18 protein-coding genes are annotated in these 20,542 nt (G+C 59.0%); 6 read left to right on the top strand and 12 right to left on the bottom strand.

The features are described 5' to 3' along the window. Positions 1 to 289 precede the first annotated feature (289 nt). Positions 290 to 1,180: a DMT family transporter gene (locus tag JJQ51_RS16505; RefSeq protein ID WP_113332258.1), complete on the bottom strand. Its 891-nt coding sequence runs from the start codon at positions 1,178 to 1,180 to the stop codon at positions 290 to 292. Positions 1,181 to 1,279: 99 nt separating this feature from the next. Beyond that, positions 1,280 to 2,440, bottom strand: coding sequence for a PQQ-dependent sugar dehydrogenase (locus tag JJQ51_RS16500; protein ID WP_269244961.1), 1,161 nt, complete (start codon positions 2,438 to 2,440; stop codon positions 1,280 to 1,282). A gap of 517 nt (positions 2,441 to 2,957) precedes the next feature. On the opposite strand from JJQ51_RS16500, the gene JJQ51_RS16495 reads away from it, so the two are divergent. Then, positions 2,958 to 4,160, top strand: coding sequence for a pyridoxal phosphate-dependent aminotransferase (locus tag JJQ51_RS16495; protein ID WP_152092636.1), 1,203 nt, complete (start codon positions 2,958 to 2,960; stop codon positions 4,158 to 4,160). Positions 4,161 to 4,301: 141 nt separating this feature from the next. On the opposite strand, the gene JJQ51_RS16490 is transcribed toward JJQ51_RS16495, so the two are convergent. Continuing rightward, a complete protein-coding gene (locus JJQ51_RS16490; RefSeq protein ID WP_371864925.1) occupies positions 4,302 to 5,363 on the bottom strand; it encodes a calcium:proton antiporter in 1,062 nt (353 codons plus the stop codon). A gap of 271 nt (positions 5,364 to 5,634) precedes the next feature. Between JJQ51_RS16490 and JJQ51_RS16485 the strand changes: the two genes are divergently transcribed. Continuing rightward, on the top strand, positions 5,635 to 5,916 hold the full coding sequence (locus JJQ51_RS16485; RefSeq protein WP_092711617.1) for a DUF2188 domain-containing protein: 282 nt from the start codon (positions 5,635 to 5,637) through the stop codon (positions 5,914 to 5,916). On the opposite strand, the gene JJQ51_RS16480 is transcribed toward JJQ51_RS16485, so the two are convergent. After that, positions 5,913 to 6,428 (bottom strand): GrpB family protein, encoded by a 516-nt coding sequence (locus JJQ51_RS16480; RefSeq protein ID WP_113351867.1) that lies wholly within the window; start codon positions 6,426 to 6,428, stop codon positions 5,913 to 5,915. The genes JJQ51_RS16485 and JJQ51_RS16480 overlap by 4 nt on opposite strands. A gap of 2 nt (positions 6,429 to 6,430) precedes the next feature. Continuing rightward, on the bottom strand, positions 6,431 to 7,345 hold the full coding sequence (locus JJQ51_RS16475) for a LysR family transcriptional regulator (protein WP_113351868.1): 915 nt from the start codon (positions 7,343 to 7,345) through the stop codon (positions 6,431 to 6,433). Between the two features lie 92 nt (positions 7,346 to 7,437). On the opposite strand from JJQ51_RS16475, the gene JJQ51_RS16470 reads away from it, so the two are divergent. Next, on the top strand, positions 7,438 to 8,415 hold the full coding sequence (locus JJQ51_RS16470) for an SDR family oxidoreductase (protein ID WP_233789750.1): 978 nt from the start codon (positions 7,438 to 7,440) through the stop codon (positions 8,413 to 8,415). 137 nt (positions 8,416 to 8,552) lie between these two features. Here JJQ51_RS16470 and JJQ51_RS16465 read toward each other — a convergent pair whose 3' ends face one another. The 4 genes from JJQ51_RS16465 to trxB form a co-directional block, all read right to left on the bottom strand. Continuing rightward, positions 8,553 to 9,665 (bottom strand): alkene reductase, encoded by a 1,113-nt coding sequence (locus JJQ51_RS16465; RefSeq protein ID WP_113332265.1) that lies wholly within the window; start codon positions 9,663 to 9,665, stop codon positions 8,553 to 8,555. Positions 9,666 to 9,815: 150 nt separating this feature from the next. Continuing rightward, the gene (locus JJQ51_RS16460) at positions 9,816 to 10,109 is read right to left on the bottom strand and encodes an ArsR/SmtB family transcription factor (RefSeq protein ID WP_069612851.1); all 294 of its coding nucleotides are present in this window, start codon (positions 10,107 to 10,109) and stop codon (positions 9,816 to 9,818) included. 564 nt (positions 10,110 to 10,673) lie between these two features. After that, positions 10,674 to 11,570, bottom strand: coding sequence for a LysR family transcriptional regulator VtlR (locus JJQ51_RS16455; protein ID WP_092711607.1), 897 nt, complete (start codon positions 11,568 to 11,570; stop codon positions 10,674 to 10,676). A gap of 23 nt (positions 11,571 to 11,593) precedes the next feature. Beyond that, a complete protein-coding gene (gene trxB / locus JJQ51_RS16450) occupies positions 11,594 to 12,568 on the bottom strand; it encodes a thioredoxin-disulfide reductase (protein WP_269244960.1) in 975 nt (324 codons plus the stop codon). 238 nt (positions 12,569 to 12,806) lie between these two features. Here trxB and JJQ51_RS16445 point away from each other — a divergent pair, with 238 nt between their 5' ends. From JJQ51_RS16445 to JJQ51_RS16435, 3 genes are read left to right on the top strand one after another with little or no spacing between them, the layout of a single operon-like run. After that, on the top strand, positions 12,807 to 13,274 hold the full coding sequence (locus tag JJQ51_RS16445; RefSeq protein WP_015340578.1) for an Lrp/AsnC family transcriptional regulator: 468 nt from the start codon (positions 12,807 to 12,809) through the stop codon (positions 13,272 to 13,274). A gap of 4 nt (positions 13,275 to 13,278) precedes the next feature. Further along, positions 13,279 to 14,187, top strand: a complete 909-nt coding sequence (locus tag JJQ51_RS16440; protein WP_113351870.1) for a glycosyl transferase — start codon at positions 13,279 to 13,281, stop codon at positions 14,185 to 14,187. 55 nt (positions 14,188 to 14,242) lie between these two features. Next, a complete protein-coding gene (locus JJQ51_RS16435) occupies positions 14,243 to 15,157 on the top strand; it encodes a glycosyltransferase family 92 protein (RefSeq protein ID WP_113352041.1) in 915 nt (304 codons plus the stop codon). Between the two features lie 9 nt (positions 15,158 to 15,166). Here JJQ51_RS16435 and JJQ51_RS16430 read toward each other — a convergent pair whose 3' ends face one another. The 3 genes from JJQ51_RS16430 to carB all read right to left on the bottom strand — a co-directional run bounded on the left by JJQ51_RS16430 (position 15,167) and on the right by carB (position 20,469). Next, on the bottom strand, positions 15,167 to 16,246 hold the full coding sequence (locus JJQ51_RS16430) for a glycosyltransferase family 4 protein (RefSeq protein WP_113351871.1): 1,080 nt from the start codon (positions 16,244 to 16,246) through the stop codon (positions 15,167 to 15,169). A gap of 6 nt (positions 16,247 to 16,252) precedes the next feature. Further along, positions 16,253 to 16,729, bottom strand: a complete 477-nt coding sequence (gene greA, locus JJQ51_RS16425) for a transcription elongation factor GreA (protein ID WP_069612629.1) — start codon at positions 16,727 to 16,729, stop codon at positions 16,253 to 16,255. Positions 16,730 to 16,983: 254 nt separating this feature from the next. After that, complete coding sequence (carB, locus tag JJQ51_RS16420; protein ID WP_113351872.1) at positions 16,984 to 20,469, bottom strand: carbamoyl-phosphate synthase large subunit; 3,486 nt, start codon at positions 20,467 to 20,469, stop codon at positions 16,984 to 16,986. Positions 20,470 to 20,542: the final 73 nt, after the last annotated feature.

Below are 20,542 nucleotides of genomic sequence, written 5' to 3'. Positions count from 1 at the left end.
TGCTCTAAAAATGCCCGAACACTGTTGAGAGTGCTGTGTTTATGGGAAATTGGCAAGCAAAAGTTTTTTAACGTGGCACAACAGGCACAATACCGTAACGCGAATATGTTAAGGCGATTCGCAAATTTTCCCACTTTGAAACAAGTTTCTAAGGGTTTTGCATCGCTCGCGATATAGTTTTGGCGAAATTTCCCCAAATCCGCTGGTGTGAACAGCCGTTTTCGATTGTTCGAAAAATTTTGGCGTGCCATGCCGTCAAGCGCCTAAAAGCGCGCATTTCCGGCGTTTTTTATGCTGTGGCGTCGCGCCGCCGAGTCAATTCCGGCACCAATTCCACGGCCAGCATCGCCGTAAACATCAAGGCGCAGCCGGCATAGCCGAGAGGGCCGATGGTTTCGCCGAGCAGCAAGGCGCCGAGTGAAGCCCCGAACAGTGCCTCCGAAGACAGGAAGATCGCGGCTTGGGGAGCGGTCGTATAACGCTGGCCGATGATCTGCAGCGCGAAAGCCAGGCCTGAGGAAAAGATGCCGACATAGAGGATCTCGCCGAGTGCGGCGCTAATATCGGCGATGCTGATCGGTTCGATGGCGACGGCAACCGCGAGAGCGAGAACGGCGGTGACGGCAAATTGCGTGGCGGAGATGCCAAGCGGCCGGCCGGTGTCGTTAACGGCGGAGCCGGCGAGCGTGATTTGCGCTGCCCAGAAGAGTGCGCAGATCACGGTCAGGAAGTCGCCGACGGTGAGGCGCGAGAAGGAGCCACCCGACAGCAGGTAGATGCCGCAAAGCGCCATCAATGCCGCGGGCCAGATGACCCAATGCGGCGAGCGGCGCAGGAAGATAACGGCGATCAGCGGCACGAAGACCACGTAGAGACCGGTGATGAAGCTAGAATTCGTGACCGTCGTTGTCAGCAGGCCGAGCTGCTGCGTTGCCGCTCCGCCGAAGAGAGCGAGGCCGATCAGCAGAAAGGAGAGCCAGTTGCGAGGCGTCAGCGGCTTGGCGGCCTTCCTGTTTTCCATCCACACGAAAGGCAGGACGACCATGGTGGCCACGGCGAATCTGAGGCCGATGAACCAGAAGGGTCCGATCGCCTTCATCGCTGTCGATTGCGCAACGAAACCGCCGCCCCAGATCGCGGCGGCAAGCAACAACAACAAATTCGCCTGTATGCGAGACATCTGCATCCTGCGGGAAGGGGAGGAAAGAATGAGGCCGACCGTTAGCAGCTGCTTTTGCTTGCGGCAAGGCCGAAAGATGCTCCAAGCGGCGCGTTGAGCCTAACTTGCTGCTCTCGAAATCCTCAGAAGCGCACCGTCGCTTTCATCGGTCGTTATCAGCAACGCACCGTCGGGCGCGACCGTTATGTCGCGCAAGCGGCCGAATTTTCCCTCAAACATTCGTTCCCGCTCGGTGATTTTGCCTTTGCCGTTCTGGCTTAGCCGTGAGAGCAGCTCGAACTTCAGCGCCGTGACGAGGAAATCGCCGTTCCATTCGGGAAACATCTTGCCGCGATAGACTGCAATGGCGCCGGGGGCGATCGAAGGGTCCCAATAGAAGCGCGGCTGCTCCATACCTGCCTTTGCGGTGCCGATGCCGATTTTCGTGCCGTTATAATTGACGCCATAGGAAATGACCGGCCAGCCATAGTTCTTGCCGGCTTCGGGCGTGTTGATCTCATCGCCGCCCCGAGCGCCGTGCTCTGCCGTATAGAGTTTGTTCGTCTGGCTGTCGAAGGTGATGCCCTGAGGATTGCGATGGCCCTTCGTCCAGATTTCGGGAAGGGCACGCTTTCCGTCTCTGAACGGATTATAGGCAGGAATGCTGCCATCGGCGCCGATATGGATGATGGAGCCGGCATCGTCGTGAAAATCCTGTGCGCGATCCTGTTGGAAGCGATCGCCAAGGCTGACGAAAAGGCTACCATCGCGGGCGATCGCGATGCGCGAGCCGTATTGGAGATTTCCGCGCGACAGCTTGTTCATCACGAAAATGCGCTTCACATCGGTCAGCTGCTTTTCGTCAGGAGATAGTGTGGCGCGGAATACGGCCGTACCGCTTCCGCCGTCGCCTGCCACCGAGGCGGTGAAATAAAGGGTGCGGTTGCTGGAGAATTTCGGATCGAGTTCCACATCCAGCAAGCCCCCCTGACCATGGGCATAAACCTTGGGGACGCCTGAGATTGGAGCGGAAATCTTGCCATCACGGATGAGCCGCATGCGGCCTGGCCGTTCGGTCACGAGATAGGCACCATCGGGCAGTACGGCAACCGCCCAGGGATGTTCCAGCCCGGCCGCGATCGTCTCGACCTTGACGTCGACCTTTTGCGTCTGGATGGTCTGTATAGGTTCGGCAAACACCGATGTTGCCGTCAGCAGGGCACAGACCATCAAGGCGATCGCAAATCGGTTTCCGCCTGAATCCGCTTTTGCCTCACGCATCTGTCTGACCTCCCAATAGCCTCGCTTTTGCAAGGTGGGGCCGTTCAGTTGCCATTCAAGGCTGGTTGCGGAGCCGATAACGTCTTTGTGTTCTCGCTTTTGACTGATGGATGCTTTTCGGCTCATTCACGCCTGCTTGCGAGGGAGGCGTTTTGCACGCGAGAGGCATCCGGCCGGCCTCGTGGGAAGCTGATACCGAGGGAAGTATTTGATCTCTATTAGAAATTCCCAGCGTCCTCAGAATCCGATTCAGGCGCTTCGCGTAATGATTCAAGTTTGGATCGAGCGGCGATGCCTGGCTACGATCCATGCGGTCGGGGCAAAACCGGCAAGCGCGCTCGCGGCCTGGCTTCTAGCCGGGTAAGGAAAGCTTATGCACATGGCCCGGAAACCCATGAAATAAAGCCACTGTGACGCCTTTGTGCTTGAAACGTCGGCCCATATTCGACATAGAGCTTAGCGCAGAAATCTGGTCCACAGGCTTTCTGCCATTTTCAACCGAATAGGACCGATCACCATGGCCTTTCTTGCCGACGCTCTTTCCCGTGTAAAGCCTTCTGCCACCATCGCCGTTTCCCAGAAAGCGCGCGAGCTGAAAGCAAAAGGACGCGACGTGATCGGCCTCGGCGCCGGTGAGCCGGATTTCGATACGCCCGATAATATCAAGACGGCGGCCATCGACGCGATCAATCGCGGCGAGACGAAGTACACGCCGGTCGCCGGCATTCCGGAACTGCGCAAGGCGATCGCCGCCAAGTTCAAGCGCGAGAACAATCTGGAATACGCTCCCGAGCAGACCATCGTCGGCACGGGCGGCAAGCAGATCCTGTTCAACGCCTTCATGGCGACGCTGAACCCCGGCGATGAAGTCATCATCCCGACGCCGTACTGGGTTTCCTACCCGGAAATGGTGTCGCTGTGCGGTGGCACGCCGGTTTTCGTTGCCACGACACAGGCCAACAACTTCAAGCTTCAGCCGGCCGATCTTGAGAAGGCGATCACGCCGAAGACCAAGTGGTTCATGTTCAACTCGCCGTCCAACCCGTCGGGCGCGGCCTATTCGCATGCTGAGCTGAAGGCGTTGACGGACGTGCTGGTCAAGCATCCGCATGTCTGGATCCTGACCGACGACATGTACGAGCACCTGACCTATGGCGAGTTCAAGTTTGCCACTCCGGTCGAGGTCGAGCCGAGCCTCTACGACCGCACGCTGACGATGAACGGCGTGTCGAAGGCCTATGCGATGACCGGCTGGCGTATCGGCTATGCTGCCGGCCCGCTGCAGCTCATCAAGGCGATGGACATGATCCAGGGTCAGCAGACCTCGGGTGCGACCTCGATCGCCCAGTGGGCTGCCGTCGAAGCGCTGAACGGTCCGCAGGACTTCATTCCGCGCAACAAGAAGATCTTCGAAGGTCGCCGCGATCTCGTAGTCTCGATGCTGAACCAGGCGAAGGGCATTTCCTGCCCGGTTCCGGAAGGTGCCTTCTACGTCTATCCGTCCTGCGCCGGCCTGATCGGCAAGACGGCTCCGACCGGCAAGGTCATTGAGACGGACGAGGATTTCGTCTCCGAACTGCTGGAATCGGAAGGTGTGGCGGTCGTCCACGGTTCCGCTTTCGGCCTCGGCCCGAACTTCCGCATCTCCTACGCGACTTCGGAGGAGCTGCTCGAGGAAGCTTGCCGCCGCATCCAGCGCTTCTGCGCCGCCTGCAAGTAAGCGACCCATAATCGTTCAATTGAAAAGCCCGCCAGAGATGGTGGGCTTTTTGCATTCAGGTTGATGGTTTCATCTTCATCAACTGATCCAAGCGTTTCGCAATTTGAATCCGCCAGTCGGCGCAAGTCTTTGAAATCGGAATCAAAGACCGAGCGCTGTCAGCATGATGAAAGTGGCGAAGAGAATGAAATGGGTCATACCCTCAATGGCGTTGGTTTCGCCGTCGTTGAGGTTGATGGCGGCGACGATCAGGGTGATCATTACCATGACCGTCTGCACTGGCGACATGGCCATCATGAAGGGCTGGCCGGTATAGAGCGCAATCGCCTCCATGACCGGCACCGTCAGGATGACGGTCGAAAGAGAGGCGCCTAAAGCGATATTCACTGTCGCCTGCATGCGATTTCTGAGCGCCGCCCGCAGAGCAGTCAGAATTTCCGGTGCGGCGGAGATGGCGGCAACGACGATCGCGGCGATGGCGGGCGGAGCGCCCGTGCCCTTGAGGCCGGTATCCATGAAGGCCGACATGAATTCCGCCAGCACGCCGATCAGCACGACGCCGATCAAGATCGTGACGATCGAAGTTGTCGTGGATTCTTCTTCATGATGCTCTTCAGCCTCTCCGGCAGCGAGTTTCTTCTCCGAGCGCGGATAGCTGTAGCTGAAGAAATAGCTGTGCCGGCCGACCTGCATGCGCAGGAACAGCGCATAGAGGGCGATCATCGCGACGATGGTGAAGGCCGAATAGTAGTGCCATTTCGCATCCGGGATGAACTCGGGCACGATCATCGAAATGCCCATAGCGGTCAAGATCATAACGCCATAGGTCCGGCTGGAATCGTCATTATAGGGCTGTTCGCCATGTTTCAGACCGCCGAGAAGAGCAGCAAGACCGAGGATGCCGTTGATATCGAGCATGACGGCGGCATAGATGGTATCGCGCACCAGCGTCGGCGAACTCTCGCCGCTCATCATGATGGCGAGGATGATGACTTCGACCGCAACGGCCGAAAGAGTGAGGATCATCGTGCCGTAGGGATCGCCGACCTTGACGGCGAGGGTCTCTGCGTGGTGGGCGACGCGCATGGATGCTAATACAATCGTCGCGATCAATGCCACGGCGGCGACCATCGCAGTGCCTTGGCCCATTTCCAGTATGGAATGCTCGCCGACATAGGCGACGACAGCAATCGCCAGTGCCACTAGCAGGTTTTTCTCCTGCTTAAACCATTTCGTTATGATCACTTTCCCCACCTTTGCGCCGATTCACGGTTGCACTCTAAAGCAAGGATTTCGCACATCAAGCTTGCGGGGAGGAGGGCGAAATTTGCAGTTAACGCGGTTTAATGGAATACTATGCGGACAGGTCTGCCCAATCACAATGTCGCGGCATCCTCGAACCCGTCTCAGATGCACGCGATTCTGCCGGCAACGTCCGGTTCGAAGGTCTTGGCAGATGAGAAGGAGGGTCTGAATGGTCAAGGTCGTTTACGAAATCGTGCCGCATGACGGTGGGTGGGCTTATCGCTTCCGCGACGTTTATTCGGAAGCGTTTCCAACACATTCCGAGGCGGTGGAGGCCGCGAGGATCGTGGCGGCGGAACAGCAAATCGGGGGAGATTCAGCCGAAATCAGCTGGCAGGACGAGAGCGGCAAATGGCATGAGGAATATGCCGATGGCGGTGACCGACCGGAAACGGAAGTCATCGACGGCCAGATGCATTTTCCGCCGGTGGATACCGCTCCAGGCGCCTAGATCTGCCGCTGGCCGACTGCCTTTTCGATAACCGCGTCGACGAAATGACGTTTCTCGGCAGTGTAGCGATCGCCATCATGTCGATGCATTCCGGCGAGCTCCAATTTCAGCGCGGCATAGGCTGCCGCTTCTGCAGGATGCGCTCGAAGATAATCGCGAAAGATCACCCGGCGCTCGTGGGTCCGGTTGTTCGGCGGGCAGAGATAGACGCGCTCCGGCGGCCTGCCGTCGCGCCGCATGAAGGCCCAGACATCGTCGTCGTAGCGATTGCCACGCGGTTCGTAATTCTCCTGCAGAAGAATCTGGGTCGCCGCAGGCACATCGGCTGAGCTGCGGAAGATGATATCGATGTCGATAAGCGGTTTTGCGGCGATCCCGGGAATGGATGTGCTGCCGATATGTTCGATCGTCACGACATAGGGCGCCAGCAATCGTTCGAGCTTTTCGCGGATGCGTTCGAAATCCCCTGGCCAGCATGGGTCGTACGGCACAAGTTCCACCGCTGTTCCCATGGTCAAAATCCATTCTCCACGTTGTTTTCCTTGATGTAATCAAGCAAACCCGCAACGAGGGCATCGAACGTCACGCGGCAGCGTGGCGACGTCTTCAGATTTTCATGCATGACGATCCAGGTGTCGATCTCCACCTTTATCTCGGACAATATCTGCACGAGGTTCGGATCGCGGCTTGCCAAGGGGATCTGATAGAAACCGATGCCGATGCCGGCGCGCAGCGCATTGTGGAGCGCGATGCTGTGATCGGAACGAAAGCTGAAGGAAGCGCCTTCGAGCATCGGATAACGCTTCAGCATCATGCGTATATAGGCAGTCTGGCGATCGAAGCCGATGAGCTTGTGCCGACGCAGTTCCTCGAGGGTTTCGGGCTTGCCGTACCGCTCGATATAATCGCGATGGGCGAAGAGGCCGAGAGAGATGATGCCGATATGCCGGGCGAGCAGTGCTTCTTGCGCCGGCGCGACCATGCGCACGGCGATATCGGCCTCACGTTGCAGCAGATCTTCCACCGTATCGGAGGCTGAAAGCTCGACGATCAGGTCGGGATAGATTGCCTGCAACTTGGCAAGGATCGGCGGCAGCACTTCCGTGCCGATGACTTCGCTCGCGCTGACGCGCACTGTTCCGCTGACTTTGTCCTTCGAGCCGGAGGCTGCGCGCAACAGTGCGGCGGTCGTGCTCGCCAAAGTCTCGGCATAAGGTCTCAGAACGAGGGCGGTGTCGGTCGGCAACAGCCCTTGTTGCGAACGCGTGAACAGCTCTGCACCGACCGATTGCTCCAATGCGAGGATATGACGCCCCACAGTCGGCTGTGTCAGGCCGAGTTCGCGGGCAGCGGCCGACAGCGAGCCGTGCTCCAGCACGGCAAGAAAGGTGCGATAGAAATCCCAGCTTGGTTCAGATAGCGACGCCATACATTTATATATATCATCTGCAGATTTTTCAGCAATTTCGTTTATCGCCGATACCAAGCATAGTCAGCCCATCGAAACCGATGGAGATGACGATGAGCAACAATAAGGAAAGCACGAAGACGGCCCTGATACTCGGCGCGACCGGCGGCATTGGCGGTGCTGTCGCGCAAGGGCTTACCCTTCGCGGCTGGCGCATTCGGGCGCTGAACCGCAATGCGGCCGAGGCGGCCCGCCGCCAGCCGGAGTTCGACTGGTTCCAGGGCGATGCCATGCAGGCGGATGATGTTCTGAAGGCGGCGCAGGGTGTCGATGTCATCGTGCATGCCGTCAACCCGCCCGGTTATCGCAATTGGGGTAAGGTCGTCCTGCCGATGCTCGATAATACGATTGCCGCCGCGAAGGTGGTCGGTGCGCGGATCGTGCTGCCCGGTACGGTTTACAATTTCGGTCCCGATGTTTTCCCGAATGTCACGGAAGATAGCGCGCAACGGCCGAAGACCCGCAAAGGCGCTATCCGCGTGCAGATGGAACGGCGCCTGCGGGCGGCGGCAGAGCAGGGCGGTACGCCTGTTATCATCGTTCGCGCCGGAGACTTCTTCGGTGGTGCGCGCGCCAACAGCTGGTTCTCGCAGGCGATGGTGACGCCGGGCAAGGCGATTACTTCAATGACCTATCCAGGCAAGCGCGGTGTCGGCCATCAATGGGCCTATCTGCCCGATGTTGCCGAGACCATGATCCGGCTGATCGAGAAGGGCGACGAGCTGCCGGCTTTCGCCGTCTATCATATGCGCGGTCATTGGGATGGAGACGGCAGACAGATGATTGAAGCCGTGCAGCGCGTCGTTGGACACAAGGTGAAGGTGAAATCGTTTCCCTGGTGGATAGTACCGCTGGCTTCTCCCTTCGTGACATTCATGCGGGAACTGCGCGAGATGAGCTATCTCTGGGATGTGCCGCTGCAGATGCGAAACGACAGGCTGGTGGCTGTTCTTGGCGAGGAACCGCATACGCCGATCGATGAGGCGGTGAGGGCAAGTCTTGCATCGATCGGCTGTCTTCCGGCAGCTTGAGCCGCCGGTCAGGCATTCTGTCCAAGGGCACTGGTTACAACAGCGAGTGGAAAAGCCCCGCAACATCTTGGTGCGGGGCTCATCGTTAGCTTTATGCCGGCCTTGCCACTGGGGAAGAGGCCGGTCCGTCAGAGATGTTATGCCGCTTCGTCCAGGGTCGGATAGTCGTCGTAGCCCTTCGCGCCGCCGCCGTAGAGCGTTGCCTGGTCCCATTGGGCGAGCGGTGCGTTTTCCTTCAGGCGGCGGACGAGATCCGGATTGGAGATGAACGGCTTGCCGAAGGCAACGACATCGGCCTTGCCGCTGTCGACGGCTTCGATCGCCATCTCGCGGGTATAGGCATTGTTGACCATCCAGCCGGCCTTGCCGCCTGCAGCCTTGTAGGCCGAGTGGAGAGCGTCATAGTCGAAGGGCAGGAAGTCGCGCTTACCGCCGGTCTGGCCTTCGATGACGTGGATATAGGCGAGGTCATATTTTGCCAGACCTTCGACGACGTAGGTGAAGAGCTGTTGCGGCGCCGGATCGCTGGCATCGCCGGATGGCGTGACAGGCGAGATGCGGATCGCCGTGCGGCCGGCACCGACTTCCTTGGTGACGGCATCGACCACTTCGAACAGGAAACGCGCGCGGTTCTCGATTGCGCCGCCATACTGGTCGGTGCGGTCGTTGACGTTGCCGCGCAGGAACTGGTCGATCAGGTAGCCGTTGGCGCCATGAATCTCGACACCGTCAAAGCCGGCATCGATCGCAGCGCGGGCCGCCTTGCGGTAATCCTCGATGATGCCCGGGATTTCCGAGGTTTCTAGCGCACGCGGTTCGGAAACATCGGCAAAGCCGCCGGTGCCGTCGCTGTTGACCAGATAGGTCTTCGAATTCTCAGCGCGCTTGGAGGTCGACGAGACCGGCTTGCCACCATTCGGCTGCAGGGTCGTATGGGAGATACGACCGACATGCCACATCTGCACGACGATCTTGCCGCCGTTGGCATGCACGGCATCCGTCACCTTCTTCCAGCCATCGAGCGCTTCCTTGCTGTAGAGGCCGGGAACGTTGGCGTAGCCCTGACCCTGATGGGTAATCGCCGTTGCTTCGGTGATGATCAGGCCGGCAGTGGCGCGCTGGGCGTAGTATTTTACGTTCAGTTCATTCGGCACTGCATTCGGCGAGCGATTGCGCGTCAGAGGTGCCATGACGATGCGGTTGGCGATGGAAATATCACCCAGCTTCGTCGGTTCGAATAATTTGGTCATGGATCGTCCTTTCTATAGGGGGCGGGGAAATCAGGACGAGGCGATCGCCAGGTCCGAAGAACTATGGTGGTTAAGGCAGCAGCTTCTCGGGGAAGATTGCGTCGGTGACGGGGGGCATGGGCGCAAATACAGGGAGCGCAGCAGACATTTTCAGAGTTCCTTCTGCATGGCCGCGAGGAATTCGGCGATCGTTTCCTCGTTGCGCTTGTAGAAAATCCACTGGCCAAGGCGCCGCGTCGTCACCAGGCCGGCGCGATGCAGCGTGCCGAGATGCGCTGAGACGGTCGATTGCGACAGGCCACAGCGCTCGAACTGGCTAGCGCAGACGCCGAGCTCCAACGGGTGCTCCTGGGTCGGGAAATGGGTGTGCGGATCTTTGAGGTGATTGAGGATTTCGAGCCGGGCCGGGTGGGCCAGAGCCTTCAATATCTCGTTCTTGTCCATGGCGTTCACCATATGAATATCGAATAATTGCGATTTATGTATCGACGATTTTCGATATATCAAGGGCGACGCTGAAGATTATTTTCGGCAAGGCCGTCGACGTGCGTGCTTAGAAATTAGGCAAAAAAAGAGGGCCACCGGAATGAACCAGGGCCCTTATAGGTGTGAAGGTCAAAACCTCCAGAGGGGAACAGCCAATGCGGTGGAACTGGGAGGAAAAGCCACCGTGTGCATCAGCTGAGTGCGTTATGATGCTAATTTGTGCAGTGCGCAATGCTTTTTTGTGCATGGCAGTTATGCGTTTGCTACGTCGTCGGCAAAAGGGCAAAAAAAAGGGCCTCCGGAGTGAACCAGGGCCCTATAGGTATGAAGGTCAAAAACCTCCAGAGGGGAACAGCCAATGCGGTGGAACTGGGAGGAAAAGCCACCGTGTGCATCAGCTATGTGCGATATGGTAGTTAAATGGGCAGGCTTCAACTCTCATTTGTGCATATCAGCTATGCATCATATGCGTGGCTGATATACTAGCCGTAAAAAGAGTTCGTTATCAGTGACTTACCTTCGTCAGAAGTTCCAGTTACGAGCCTTCGCGACAATAAAATCACGAAAAACCTTGAGCTTGGCCGCGTTCTTCATCTCGTCGGGATAGCAGAAATAAGTGTCGAAGGACGGCACGTCGGCATTGATGGCAAGCTGAATGAGGCCGGGGTCGCGGCCGACGATATAGTCAGGCAATACCGCGATGCCGATACCAAGCAGGCAGGCGCGCTTGATCGACGTCTGGCTGTTGATCTGCAGGTGCGGCACGCGCTTGTTGTCGGAAGACCGGCCGGCGATCTCCAGCCAGTTGACGTCGAGCAGGTAGTTTGGTGCCGGCTCGCCGAAGCTGATGATGCGATGTTCGTCTAGATCCTCCACCGACTGCGGCTCGCCGTAGCGGTTGATATAGGAGGGGGCCGCATAGACGTGCATGTGCACGGTAAAGAGCTTGCGCTGGATGAGATCCGATTGCTGCGGCTGGCGCAGACGGATGGCGCAGTCCGCATGGCGCATGTTCACATCCAGCTCCTCGTTGTCGAGGATCAGCTGAATCTGCATGTCCGGATAGAGCTGCAGGAATTCCTGGATCTTGTCTGTGAGCCAGCCCTGGCCGAGACCGACTGTGGTCGTCACGCGCAGCTTGCCGCTCGGCTTGTCGGTCGTTTCGGTCAATTGCATCTTGACCGTTTCGAGCTTCAGCAAAACGTCATGGGCCGTGCGATAGAGCAGCTCACCCTGTTCGGTCAGGATGAGGCCGCGCGCATGGCGGTGGAAAAGCTTAATGCCAACGTCTTGCTCGAGAGCGCTGACCTGCCGGCTAATGGCGGATTGAGACAAGTGCAACTTGTCGGCCGCATGCGTGAATGAACCCGCTTCGGCAGCCGCGTGAAAGATACGCAGCTTATCCCAATCCAATGGCATGCCGTTTCCCCTCATCGGCTGCATCACTCCGCAGCCACGGCGACGGGCATGTGCCCGGTCAAATAGCGTTCCGCCTCAAGCGCGGCCATGCAGCCCATCCCGGCTGCCGTGATCGCCTGGCGGAATGTATCATCGGTCACATCACCCGCGGCATAGATGCCTTCGACGCTGGTCGCGGTCGAATCAGGAGCGGTCCAGAGATAGCCATTGTCCTTGAGTTTCAATTTGCCCTTGAAGAGCTCGGTCGCCGGCGCATGGCCGATGGCAACGAAGACACCGTCGATCGGCATTTCCGTGATGGCGCCGGTACGCGCATCGCGCAGGCGTGCGCCCGTGACCGATGGCGGCATCGGCGGCTTGGCGGGCGTGCCGATGATTTCGGCAACCTCAGTATTCCAGAGGATCTTGACGTTTGCCTTGGCGAACAGGCGCTCCTGCAGGATCTTTTCCGAACGGAAAGTATCGCGGCGATGCACCACGGTCACCGATTTGGCGATGTTGGAGAGATAGAGCGCCTCTTCAACGGCGCTGTTACCGCCGCCGACCACGATCACGTCCTTGTTGCGGTAGAAGAAGCCATCGCAGGTGGCGCAGGCGGAGACGCCGAAGCCCTGGAAATGCTGTTCGCTCTCGATACCCAGCCATTTCGCCTTGGCGCCGGTGGCAATGATGAGCGTGTCGGCGGTCCAGACCTGGCCGCTATCTGTATGGGCAACGAAAGGACGCTTGCTGGTATCGACTTCGGTCACGAGGTCGTTGACGATTTCGGCGCCGACATGCTGTGCCTGCTGAAGCATCTGCTCCATCAGCCATGGTCCCTGGATAGGATCGGCAAAGCCCGGATAGTTCTCGACATCGGTCGTGATCATCAGCTGGCCGCCCTGTTCGAGACCAGCGATCAGAACCGGCTGCAGCATCGCGCGCGCGGCGTAAACCGCGGCGGTGTAGCCGGCTGGGCCGGAACCGATGATGAGCACCTTTGTGTGGCGGGCAGGCATAGTCAGTCCTTTCAATTTCGGCGATTGGGAAACCGCGGCTTCAAGCGCGCAAAGCAGGCGATTTCGCGATCCGCGGCTTCATTTATGATTGCCTTATGCATTTATTCAAGGGCAGCCTTGCATTACACACAGAGCAAATCTGCTTTGTGTAAGAATCAACTACGCGAGAGAAACTTTCTTGCGTATTTTCCTGCCTTATATAGAAGCTGGCGAGGGGGAATTAAAGAAAGGCAAGAAAGTGCTTCGCGCTGAGCTCGATGCCATCGATATCAAGATTCTGCGGGAACTCCAGCGGGACGGACGCATGACCAACGTCGAGCTCGCAGACAGGGTCGGCATTTCGGCGCCGCCATGTCTGCGCCGCGTGCGCAAATTGGAAGAAGCCGGCGTTATCGAAGGCTATCACGCCATGTTGAACAGCCCGAAATTGGGCTTCGATCTCGTGGCTTTTTGCATGGTCGGCCTCAAGCATCAGTCGGAAGCGAACCTCAAGGCTTTTGCCAGCGCAACCTCGGCATGGCCGCTGGTTCGGCAGGCATGGATGGTGTCCGGCGACAGTGATTTCCTGCTGCACTGCGTTGCGGAAAATCTCACTCGTTTCCAGGATTTCGTCATCGAAGTTCTGACGGCGAATGAACATGTCGACACCGTGCGCACCATGTTGACCATTCGGCAAGTCAAAAAGCTCGGCCTGGTGGAGCTCTAGGCGAATGGCGGATCGCCCCTGGCATCGGTCGGTGATTAAGTCTGGCGTGCGCCTCTTTCTAGGCGGCTCCCGGGCTCATGTGCAGGACTGGTTCCCGGGGCTCACCATCGTTCGCAGCCAGAATGTCAGCGAGGTGCTTTACCGCGGCGCCAAGGTTGCAAGCCTTGCCGGCATGGATCGTCTGCGCGAACGTTGCGGCGATGCGGTCTACATCGTCGGCTCGGGTCCATCAATTCGCGATTGCGATCTGAGTGGTCTGGAATTCCGCAGTGCCATTCTTTTGAACGGTGCCATCGGCTTGTCTGGCGACCGGATCGGCGAGCCTTTAGCAATTGCCGTCGAGGATGAGCGTTTTGTCTGGCGACATCTCGACATGCTCCGCGAGAAGGTGGCTCCCGGTTCTCTTTGCCTGTTTTCCGTGGCGGTGCTGCGTGCGCTGTGCGAAATCGACAAAAGCTGGCTGGCGGACAAGACCATCATCTTGATCGACGATATCCGCAAGCCCTATGGTGCGCGCCGCCGTTCGGTCGACGACCTCAAGAAACTGCAATATGTGCGATTGAATACCGAGGGGTCGGCGGGTTTTTCGCTCTCACCGGACCGCGGGGTGTTTCTGGGGGGATCCGTCGCGGTATCGGCCCTCCAATTTGCCCTTTACTGTGCAAAGCAGCAGGTCGGCTTTCTGGGGATCGATATATCCAATGCCGGCGAGCCGCGCTTTTATGAGACTCCCAGCGACATGGCGTTCTCCGGCATTGCGCGGGCAGAGAGTCGCATCATCGAGCATCTGGTGCTTGCGCGGCAGATCGCAGCCGAGCGCGGCGTCTCTTTCGTCAACTACTCCCGCATTTCGGCATTGCTCAAATATGATTTTGGTTACGACGACAGGTTTGCATTGAAGCCGCGGGCGTGATGTTCGCCGGCGTTGGCGAGGCTGCTGTGAAATTAGGGTCGATGGAATGAAGCTTATGCGCTGGCTGAAACCCAAGGCGTCCGACGCCAAGAAGCTGTGCATCGAACCGCCTGAGCCGAGGGCAGGGCGCCACGGCATTGCCATTGCCGCCTGCGTGAAGAACGAGGCCCGTTATATCGAAGAATGGGTGCGCTTCCATCAGGCAGTCGGCATTCGCCACTTCTATATCTATGATAATGACTCGACGGACGAGACCTGCTTGCTTCTTCGAAGCCTGCTCTCTGAAGATGCTTTGACGATTATTCCCTGGGCTGGGCGCATGCGCGATGCGGCCACATCGGCAGTACTGAACGGCCAGGTCATCACCTTCGCGCATGCCATTTTGAATTTCGGTGGCGATTACCGCTGGATGGCGTTCATCGATGTCGACGAATTCCTCCTGCCGAAGGAGGCTGCGACGGTCGAGCAGGCGCTGGAGGCCGTCGGCGATTTCCCGAATGTCTCGCTGCCCTGGCATATGTTTGCGACCAGCGGCCATGAGACGCCGCCGGACGGACCTTTGACGTTGAATTATACGATGCGCGGCGCCGATCCGATGACGACGAAGGAAAATGTCAGCAATTTCAAATGCATCGTTGATCCATGCGAAGTCACCGAAGTCAGTGTGCACCAGTTCCAGACGCGTGCCTATGGCGATCTGACAGCCAATGACGCCGGCAAGCGGTTTACTCGGCGCGCACGCAAATCCCCTGAGTTTTATTCAAACCAGTTCCTGCAGCTGAACCACTACTATACGAAATCCCGGCAGGAGCTGATGGAGAAGCTGGCGCGGGGTTGGACCTATGACAGCAGTGCGACCAAATATCGGGACAAGGTCTTGTCCATCGTCAAAAGCATCGAGGAAGACATGATGGAGGATCGTTCGATGATCGAATTCATCGAGCGCAACCATATTGATCTTAGCCGCTGATCGGTCCGTTCACTTGTTGGCGCCAAGCAGCCGCTTGTAGACCTCGCCGATAGCGGTCGCTTCCTTTTCCAAAGCGAACTCGCTGCGCACATGGCGCACGGCATTTTCGCCCTGGCGAAGGGTTTCCTCTGGATTGGCAAGATAGAAGGCGATCGCTCTAGTCAGGGCCTCGCCATCGCCCGCCGGCACCACGGCGCCTGTTTCGCCCGGTACGATCATTTCGGCATAGGCGCCGGCATCAGAGGCGACGACAGCGGTGCGGGAGGCCATGGCTTCCAACGGTGTCAGGCCAAAACCCTCGTTGCGGGAAGGGGCGACATAGAGGGTGGCGCGGCGATACCAGGGTTTGATATCGTCGACTTCGCCCATGAAGCGGATACGATCGGTGAGACCTGCATCGGCCACCATCTTTTCCAGCTGCTCGCCAAAACTGCGGTGCTCAGCTGTCACGCGGCCGCAGACGACGGCGGTCCAGTCCGGATGGCGCGGCAACAGCTCGATCATCGCCTTGACGAAGAGATCCGTGCCCTTCTGATGGCGGACGCGGCCGAAGCAGCCGATCAGATAGGTGCCGGGCAGGCCGGTTGCGGCCATGCGGTCGTCAGGCTTTTCCGGCGGATGGAAGCTGTTGAGGTCGACGCCGTGCTGGATGACGGTGTGCGGCACTTCGAGAAAGCTGCCCGAGCGCGTGCTGGTGGCGATCACGGCATCCATGCGGCGGATCAACCAGCGTGTGTAGCCAGTGTGGCGGCGCTGGGCTGCGGAGGTGAAGACAAGTTTCAGGCGCATGCGCAGAACGGAGCGCAGCAGCAAACCCACAAGCATTTCGTTGTTGCGGCGGGCATGCCAAACGCGGAGGCGATAGCGGCGCGGCTTCATCCAGAGACCGGGCAGGCGGAGCCAACCGAGCCTTGGCAGGTTTTCCGGCAGGCCAGGGCCGAGTGTGGCGATATGATAGCCGAGCTCGACCTGCTTGGGGATGAGCTGCACGATCGTAGACGTAACGCCGGAAAGCCGGCGTTTGAAATTCGTTGCTATGATTTCGATCTCACGGAGATCGCTCGCATGCGCTGTCTCGCGATCGCGCACGGGCGATCAGCCCCAGGAGACGGAGAGGATTTCGTAAGCCTTGGCGCCACCGGGTGCATTGACCTCGATGGAATCGCCGACTTCCTTACCGATCAGGGCGCGGGCGATCGGGGAGGAGATGGAGATGCGGCCGGCCTTCACATCGGCTTCCTGATCGCCGACGATCTGGTAGATCTTTTCTTCCTCGGTGTCTTCGTCGACGAGCTTGACCTTGGCGCCGAACTTGATCTTCGAGCCGGACATCTTGGTGAGATCGATGACTTCGGCACGCGCCGTGAGATCTTCCAGCTCTGTGATGCGGCCTTCATTGTGGCTTTGAGCTTCCTTGGCGGCATGGTACTCGGCATTTTCAGAGAGATCGCCGTGGGCGCGCGCTTCTGCAATTGCCTCGATGATTCGCGGGCGCTCTTCCTGCTGACGCCAGCGCAGCTCTTCCTGCAGCTTGACGAACCCGTTCTGTGTCATCGGTACCTTTTCAACCATTTTTCTTGTCCTTCACTCCCTGTGTTGCTCTGCTGCAGACACAAAAGAAAACAGGTCCCGAAGGGGTACTTCGGAACCATCCAGAGCCGTTATTCTGTCATCTATAGCAGATTGCGACAGACGAATGCCAGAAAATTCGAAGGTTTAAGGAAAAGCTCCTGTTGAAGCTCCCTCACCATTCGATCGGCTGTCGGGGCCGCAACGAACGTGAGCCGGCTATCTTGCTCACGCTCCCCACGGTCGAATTAGCTGCGTCAGAAATAGCTCTGCAGCGGCTGTACCTCGAGGTTTCCGGCCTTCAGCGCCTTGATTGCCATGGCGGCTGCTTCGGCGCCGGCCATGGTCGTGTAGTAGGGCACCTTCTGCATCAGCGTCGCCCGGCGCAGCGACTTCGAATCCGAGATCGCCTTGTTGCTGTCGGTCGTATTGATGACAAGCTGGACCTGGCGGTTGCGGATCGCGTCCTCGATATGCGGCCGTCCCTCAAGGACCTTGTTGATCTTGGTCGCTTCGATGCCGTTTTCAGCAAGGAAACGCTGCGTTCCGCCGGTTGCGAGCACCTTGAAGCCCTGTTCGGCCAGCATGCGGATGGCCGGCAGCACGCGCGGTTTGTCGTCGTCGCGAACCGAGACGAAAACCGTTCCGTCACGCGGCAGTTCCACGCCGGCGCCGAGCTGGGACTTGGCGAAGGCGAGCGCGAAATCCGTATCGAGGCCGATGACTTCGCCGGTCGAGCGCATTTCCGGCCCGAGGAGAGTGTCGACGCCGGGGAAACGCGCGAAGGGGAAGACGGCTTCCTTGACGGCGATATGCTTCAGCTTGCGCGGATCGGGCTTTTCGCCATAGGCGGCAAAGGTCGCATCCAGCTTCTCGCCGGCCATGACGCGCGCGGCGATCTTGGCGATCGGCGCGCCGATGGTCTTGGCGACGAAGGGCACCGTGCGCGAGGCGCGCGGGTTGACTTCGAGCACGTAGACCGTGTCGTCCTTGATGGCGAACTGAACGTTCATCAAGCCGCCGACATTGAGAGCCTTGGCCATTGCTTTCGCCTGGCGCTCGAGTTCGTCGATCATGGCTGCGGAGAGCGTGCGAGGGGGCAGCGAGCAGGCGGAGTCGCCCGAATGGATGCCGGCCTCTTCGATATGTTCCATGATGCCGGCGACATAGACGTCGGTACCGTCGGAGAGGCAGTCGACGTCGACTTCGATGGCGTTGGTCAGATAGCTGTCGAAGAGCAGCGGGTTCTTGCCGAGCAGCGTGTTGATCTGGCCGGTCTTGTCATTTGGGTAGCGCTGCTTGATGTCTTCCGGCACCAGTTCCGGAACGGTATCGAGCAGGTAACCCTGTAGCTGGCCTTCCGAATGGATGATCTGCATAGCGCGGCCGCCGAGAACGTAGGACGGGCGCACGACCAGCGGGAAGCCGATTTCGGAGGCAATGAGGCGTGCCTGCTCGACGGAGTAGGCAATGCCGTTGTTCGGCTGGTTGAGATCGAGCTTCATCAGGAGCTTTTGGAAGCGGTCGCGGTCTTCGGCAAGGTCGATCGCGTCAGGAGCGGTGCCGAGGATCGGGATACCATTCTTTTCCAGGGCTTCGGCGAGCTTCAGCGGGGTCTGGCCGCCGAACTGGACGATGACGCCGACGACTTCGCCCTTTTCCTGCTCCGCGCGCAAGATTTCGATAACATCTTCCGCGGTCAGCGGCTCGAAATAGAGACGGTCCGACGTATCGTAATCGGTCGAAACCGTTTCCGGGTTGCAGTTGATCATGATCGCTTCATAGCCGGCATCCTTCAGCGCGAAGGCGGCATGGCAGCAGCAATAATCGAACTCGATACCCTGTCCGATACGGTTCGGGCCGCCGCCGAGGATGACGACCTTCTTGCGGTCGGAAACCTGCGCTTCGGAACGAGCGGCGCCGACGAAGGGCGTCTCATAGGTCGAGTACATATAGGCCGTCGGTGAGGCGAATTCGGCGGCGCAGGTATCGATGCGCTTGAAGACCGGGCGGACGTTCAGCGAATTGCGGAGTTCGGCTACTTCCTTCGGGCGCTTGCCGGTCAGCGTCGCAAGACGTGCGTCGGAGAAGCCCATGGCCTTCAGCATGCGCAGATTGGCGGCATCCTGCGGCAGGCCGTGCTCGCGGATGCGCTCTTCCATATCGACGATGTTCTTCAGCTGCTCGAGGAACCATGGGTCGATCTTGCAACCTTCATGCACCTCTTCGATGCTCATGCCCTGGCGCAGCGCCTGGGCGACCATACGCAGACGGTCCGGCGTCGGCGTGCCGATGGCGGCGCGAATGGCGTTCTGGCTGCCTTCGCCTTCCTCGATGCCGGGGATCTCGATCTCGTCCAGACCGGTCAGGCCGGTTTCGAGGCCGCGTAGCGCCTTCTGCAGCGATTCCGCGAAGGTACGGCCGATTGCCATGACTTCGCCGACCGACTTCATCGCCGTGGTCAGAACCGGGGAGGCGCCGGGGAATTTTTCAAAGGCGAAGCGCGGGATCTTGGTGACAACGTAGTCGATCGACGGCTCGAAGGATGCCGGGGTTGCACCGCCGGTGATATCGTTTTCGAGTTCGTCCAGCGTGTAGCCGACAGCGAGCTTGGCGGCGACCTTGGCGATCGGGAAGCCGGTTGCCTTCGAGGCAAGCGCAGAGGAGCGCGACACGCGCGGATTCATTTCGATGACGACGAGGCGACCGTCCTTCGGATTGACCGCGAACTGTACGTTCGAGCCGCCGGTTTCGACGCCGATCTCGCGCAGAACCGCGATCGAGGCGTTGCGCATGATCTGGTATTCTTTGTCCGTCAGCGTCAGCGCGGGAGCGACCGTGATCGAGTCGCCGGTGTGAACGCCCATCGGGTCGATGTTTTCGATCGAGCAGATGATGATGCAGTTGTCCGCCTTGTCGCGGACGACTTCCATCTCATACTCTTTCCAGCCGAGGACCGATTCTTCGATCAGCACCTCCGTAGTCGGCGAGGCGTCGAGGCCACCGCCGACGATCTCGAAGAATTCCGAGCGGTTGTATGCAATACCGCCGCCGGTGCCGCCGAGTGTGAAGGACGGACGGATAATGGCGGGCAAGCCGACATGATCGAGCGCCTGCGCGGCAATTGCCATTGCGTGGCTCATATAGCGCTGCTTGCGATCGCTTTCGCCGAGGTTCCACTGGTTTTCCAGTTCGTCGAGCGCCTTGTCGAGCTCAGGACCAGAAAGAGATGCCTTCAGCTTGCTCCGCTCGGCCTCATGCGTCTTGCGGTCGGCGTCCTTGATATCGGTGGCATTTGCCAACATGGAACGCGGCGTTTCGAGGCCGATGCGGGCCATGGCTTCGCGGAAGAGAGCGCGGTCTTCGGCCATGTCGATGGCGGCTGGCTTGGCGCCGATCATCTCGACATTGTAGCGGTCGAGTACGCCCATGCGCTTCAGCGAAAGCGCGGTATTGAGTGCAGTCTGGCCGCCCATGGTCGGCAACAGCGCGTCCGGACGCTCCTTGGCAATGATCTTGGCGACGACCTCGGGCGTGATGGGTTCGACATAGGTCGCATCCGCCAGACCCGGATCGGTCATGATCGTTGCCGGGTTGGAGTTGACGAGGATGACGCGGTAGCCCTCCTCCCGGAGTGCCTTGCAGGCCTGCGTGCCCGAATAGTCGAATTCGCAAGCCTGTCCGATAACAATCGGTCCTGCACCGATAATGAGGATCGATTTGATATCTTGGCGCTTCGGCATGGGCTCACATCCGTTTTTTTCGTTGCGCCAAAAACCGGCCAGGGTGGGAGGTCACCGGCCGGGGGCGCTATGG

It is taken from the genome of Rhizobium sp. AG207R, assembly GCF_027109195.1.
Taxonomy (GTDB): domain Bacteria; phylum Pseudomonadota; class Alphaproteobacteria; order Rhizobiales; family Rhizobiaceae; genus Rhizobium; species Rhizobium dioscoreae.
The sequence above is the reverse complement of the archived record's forward strand: the minus strand, read 5'-3'. Positions and strand labels throughout refer to the sequence as shown.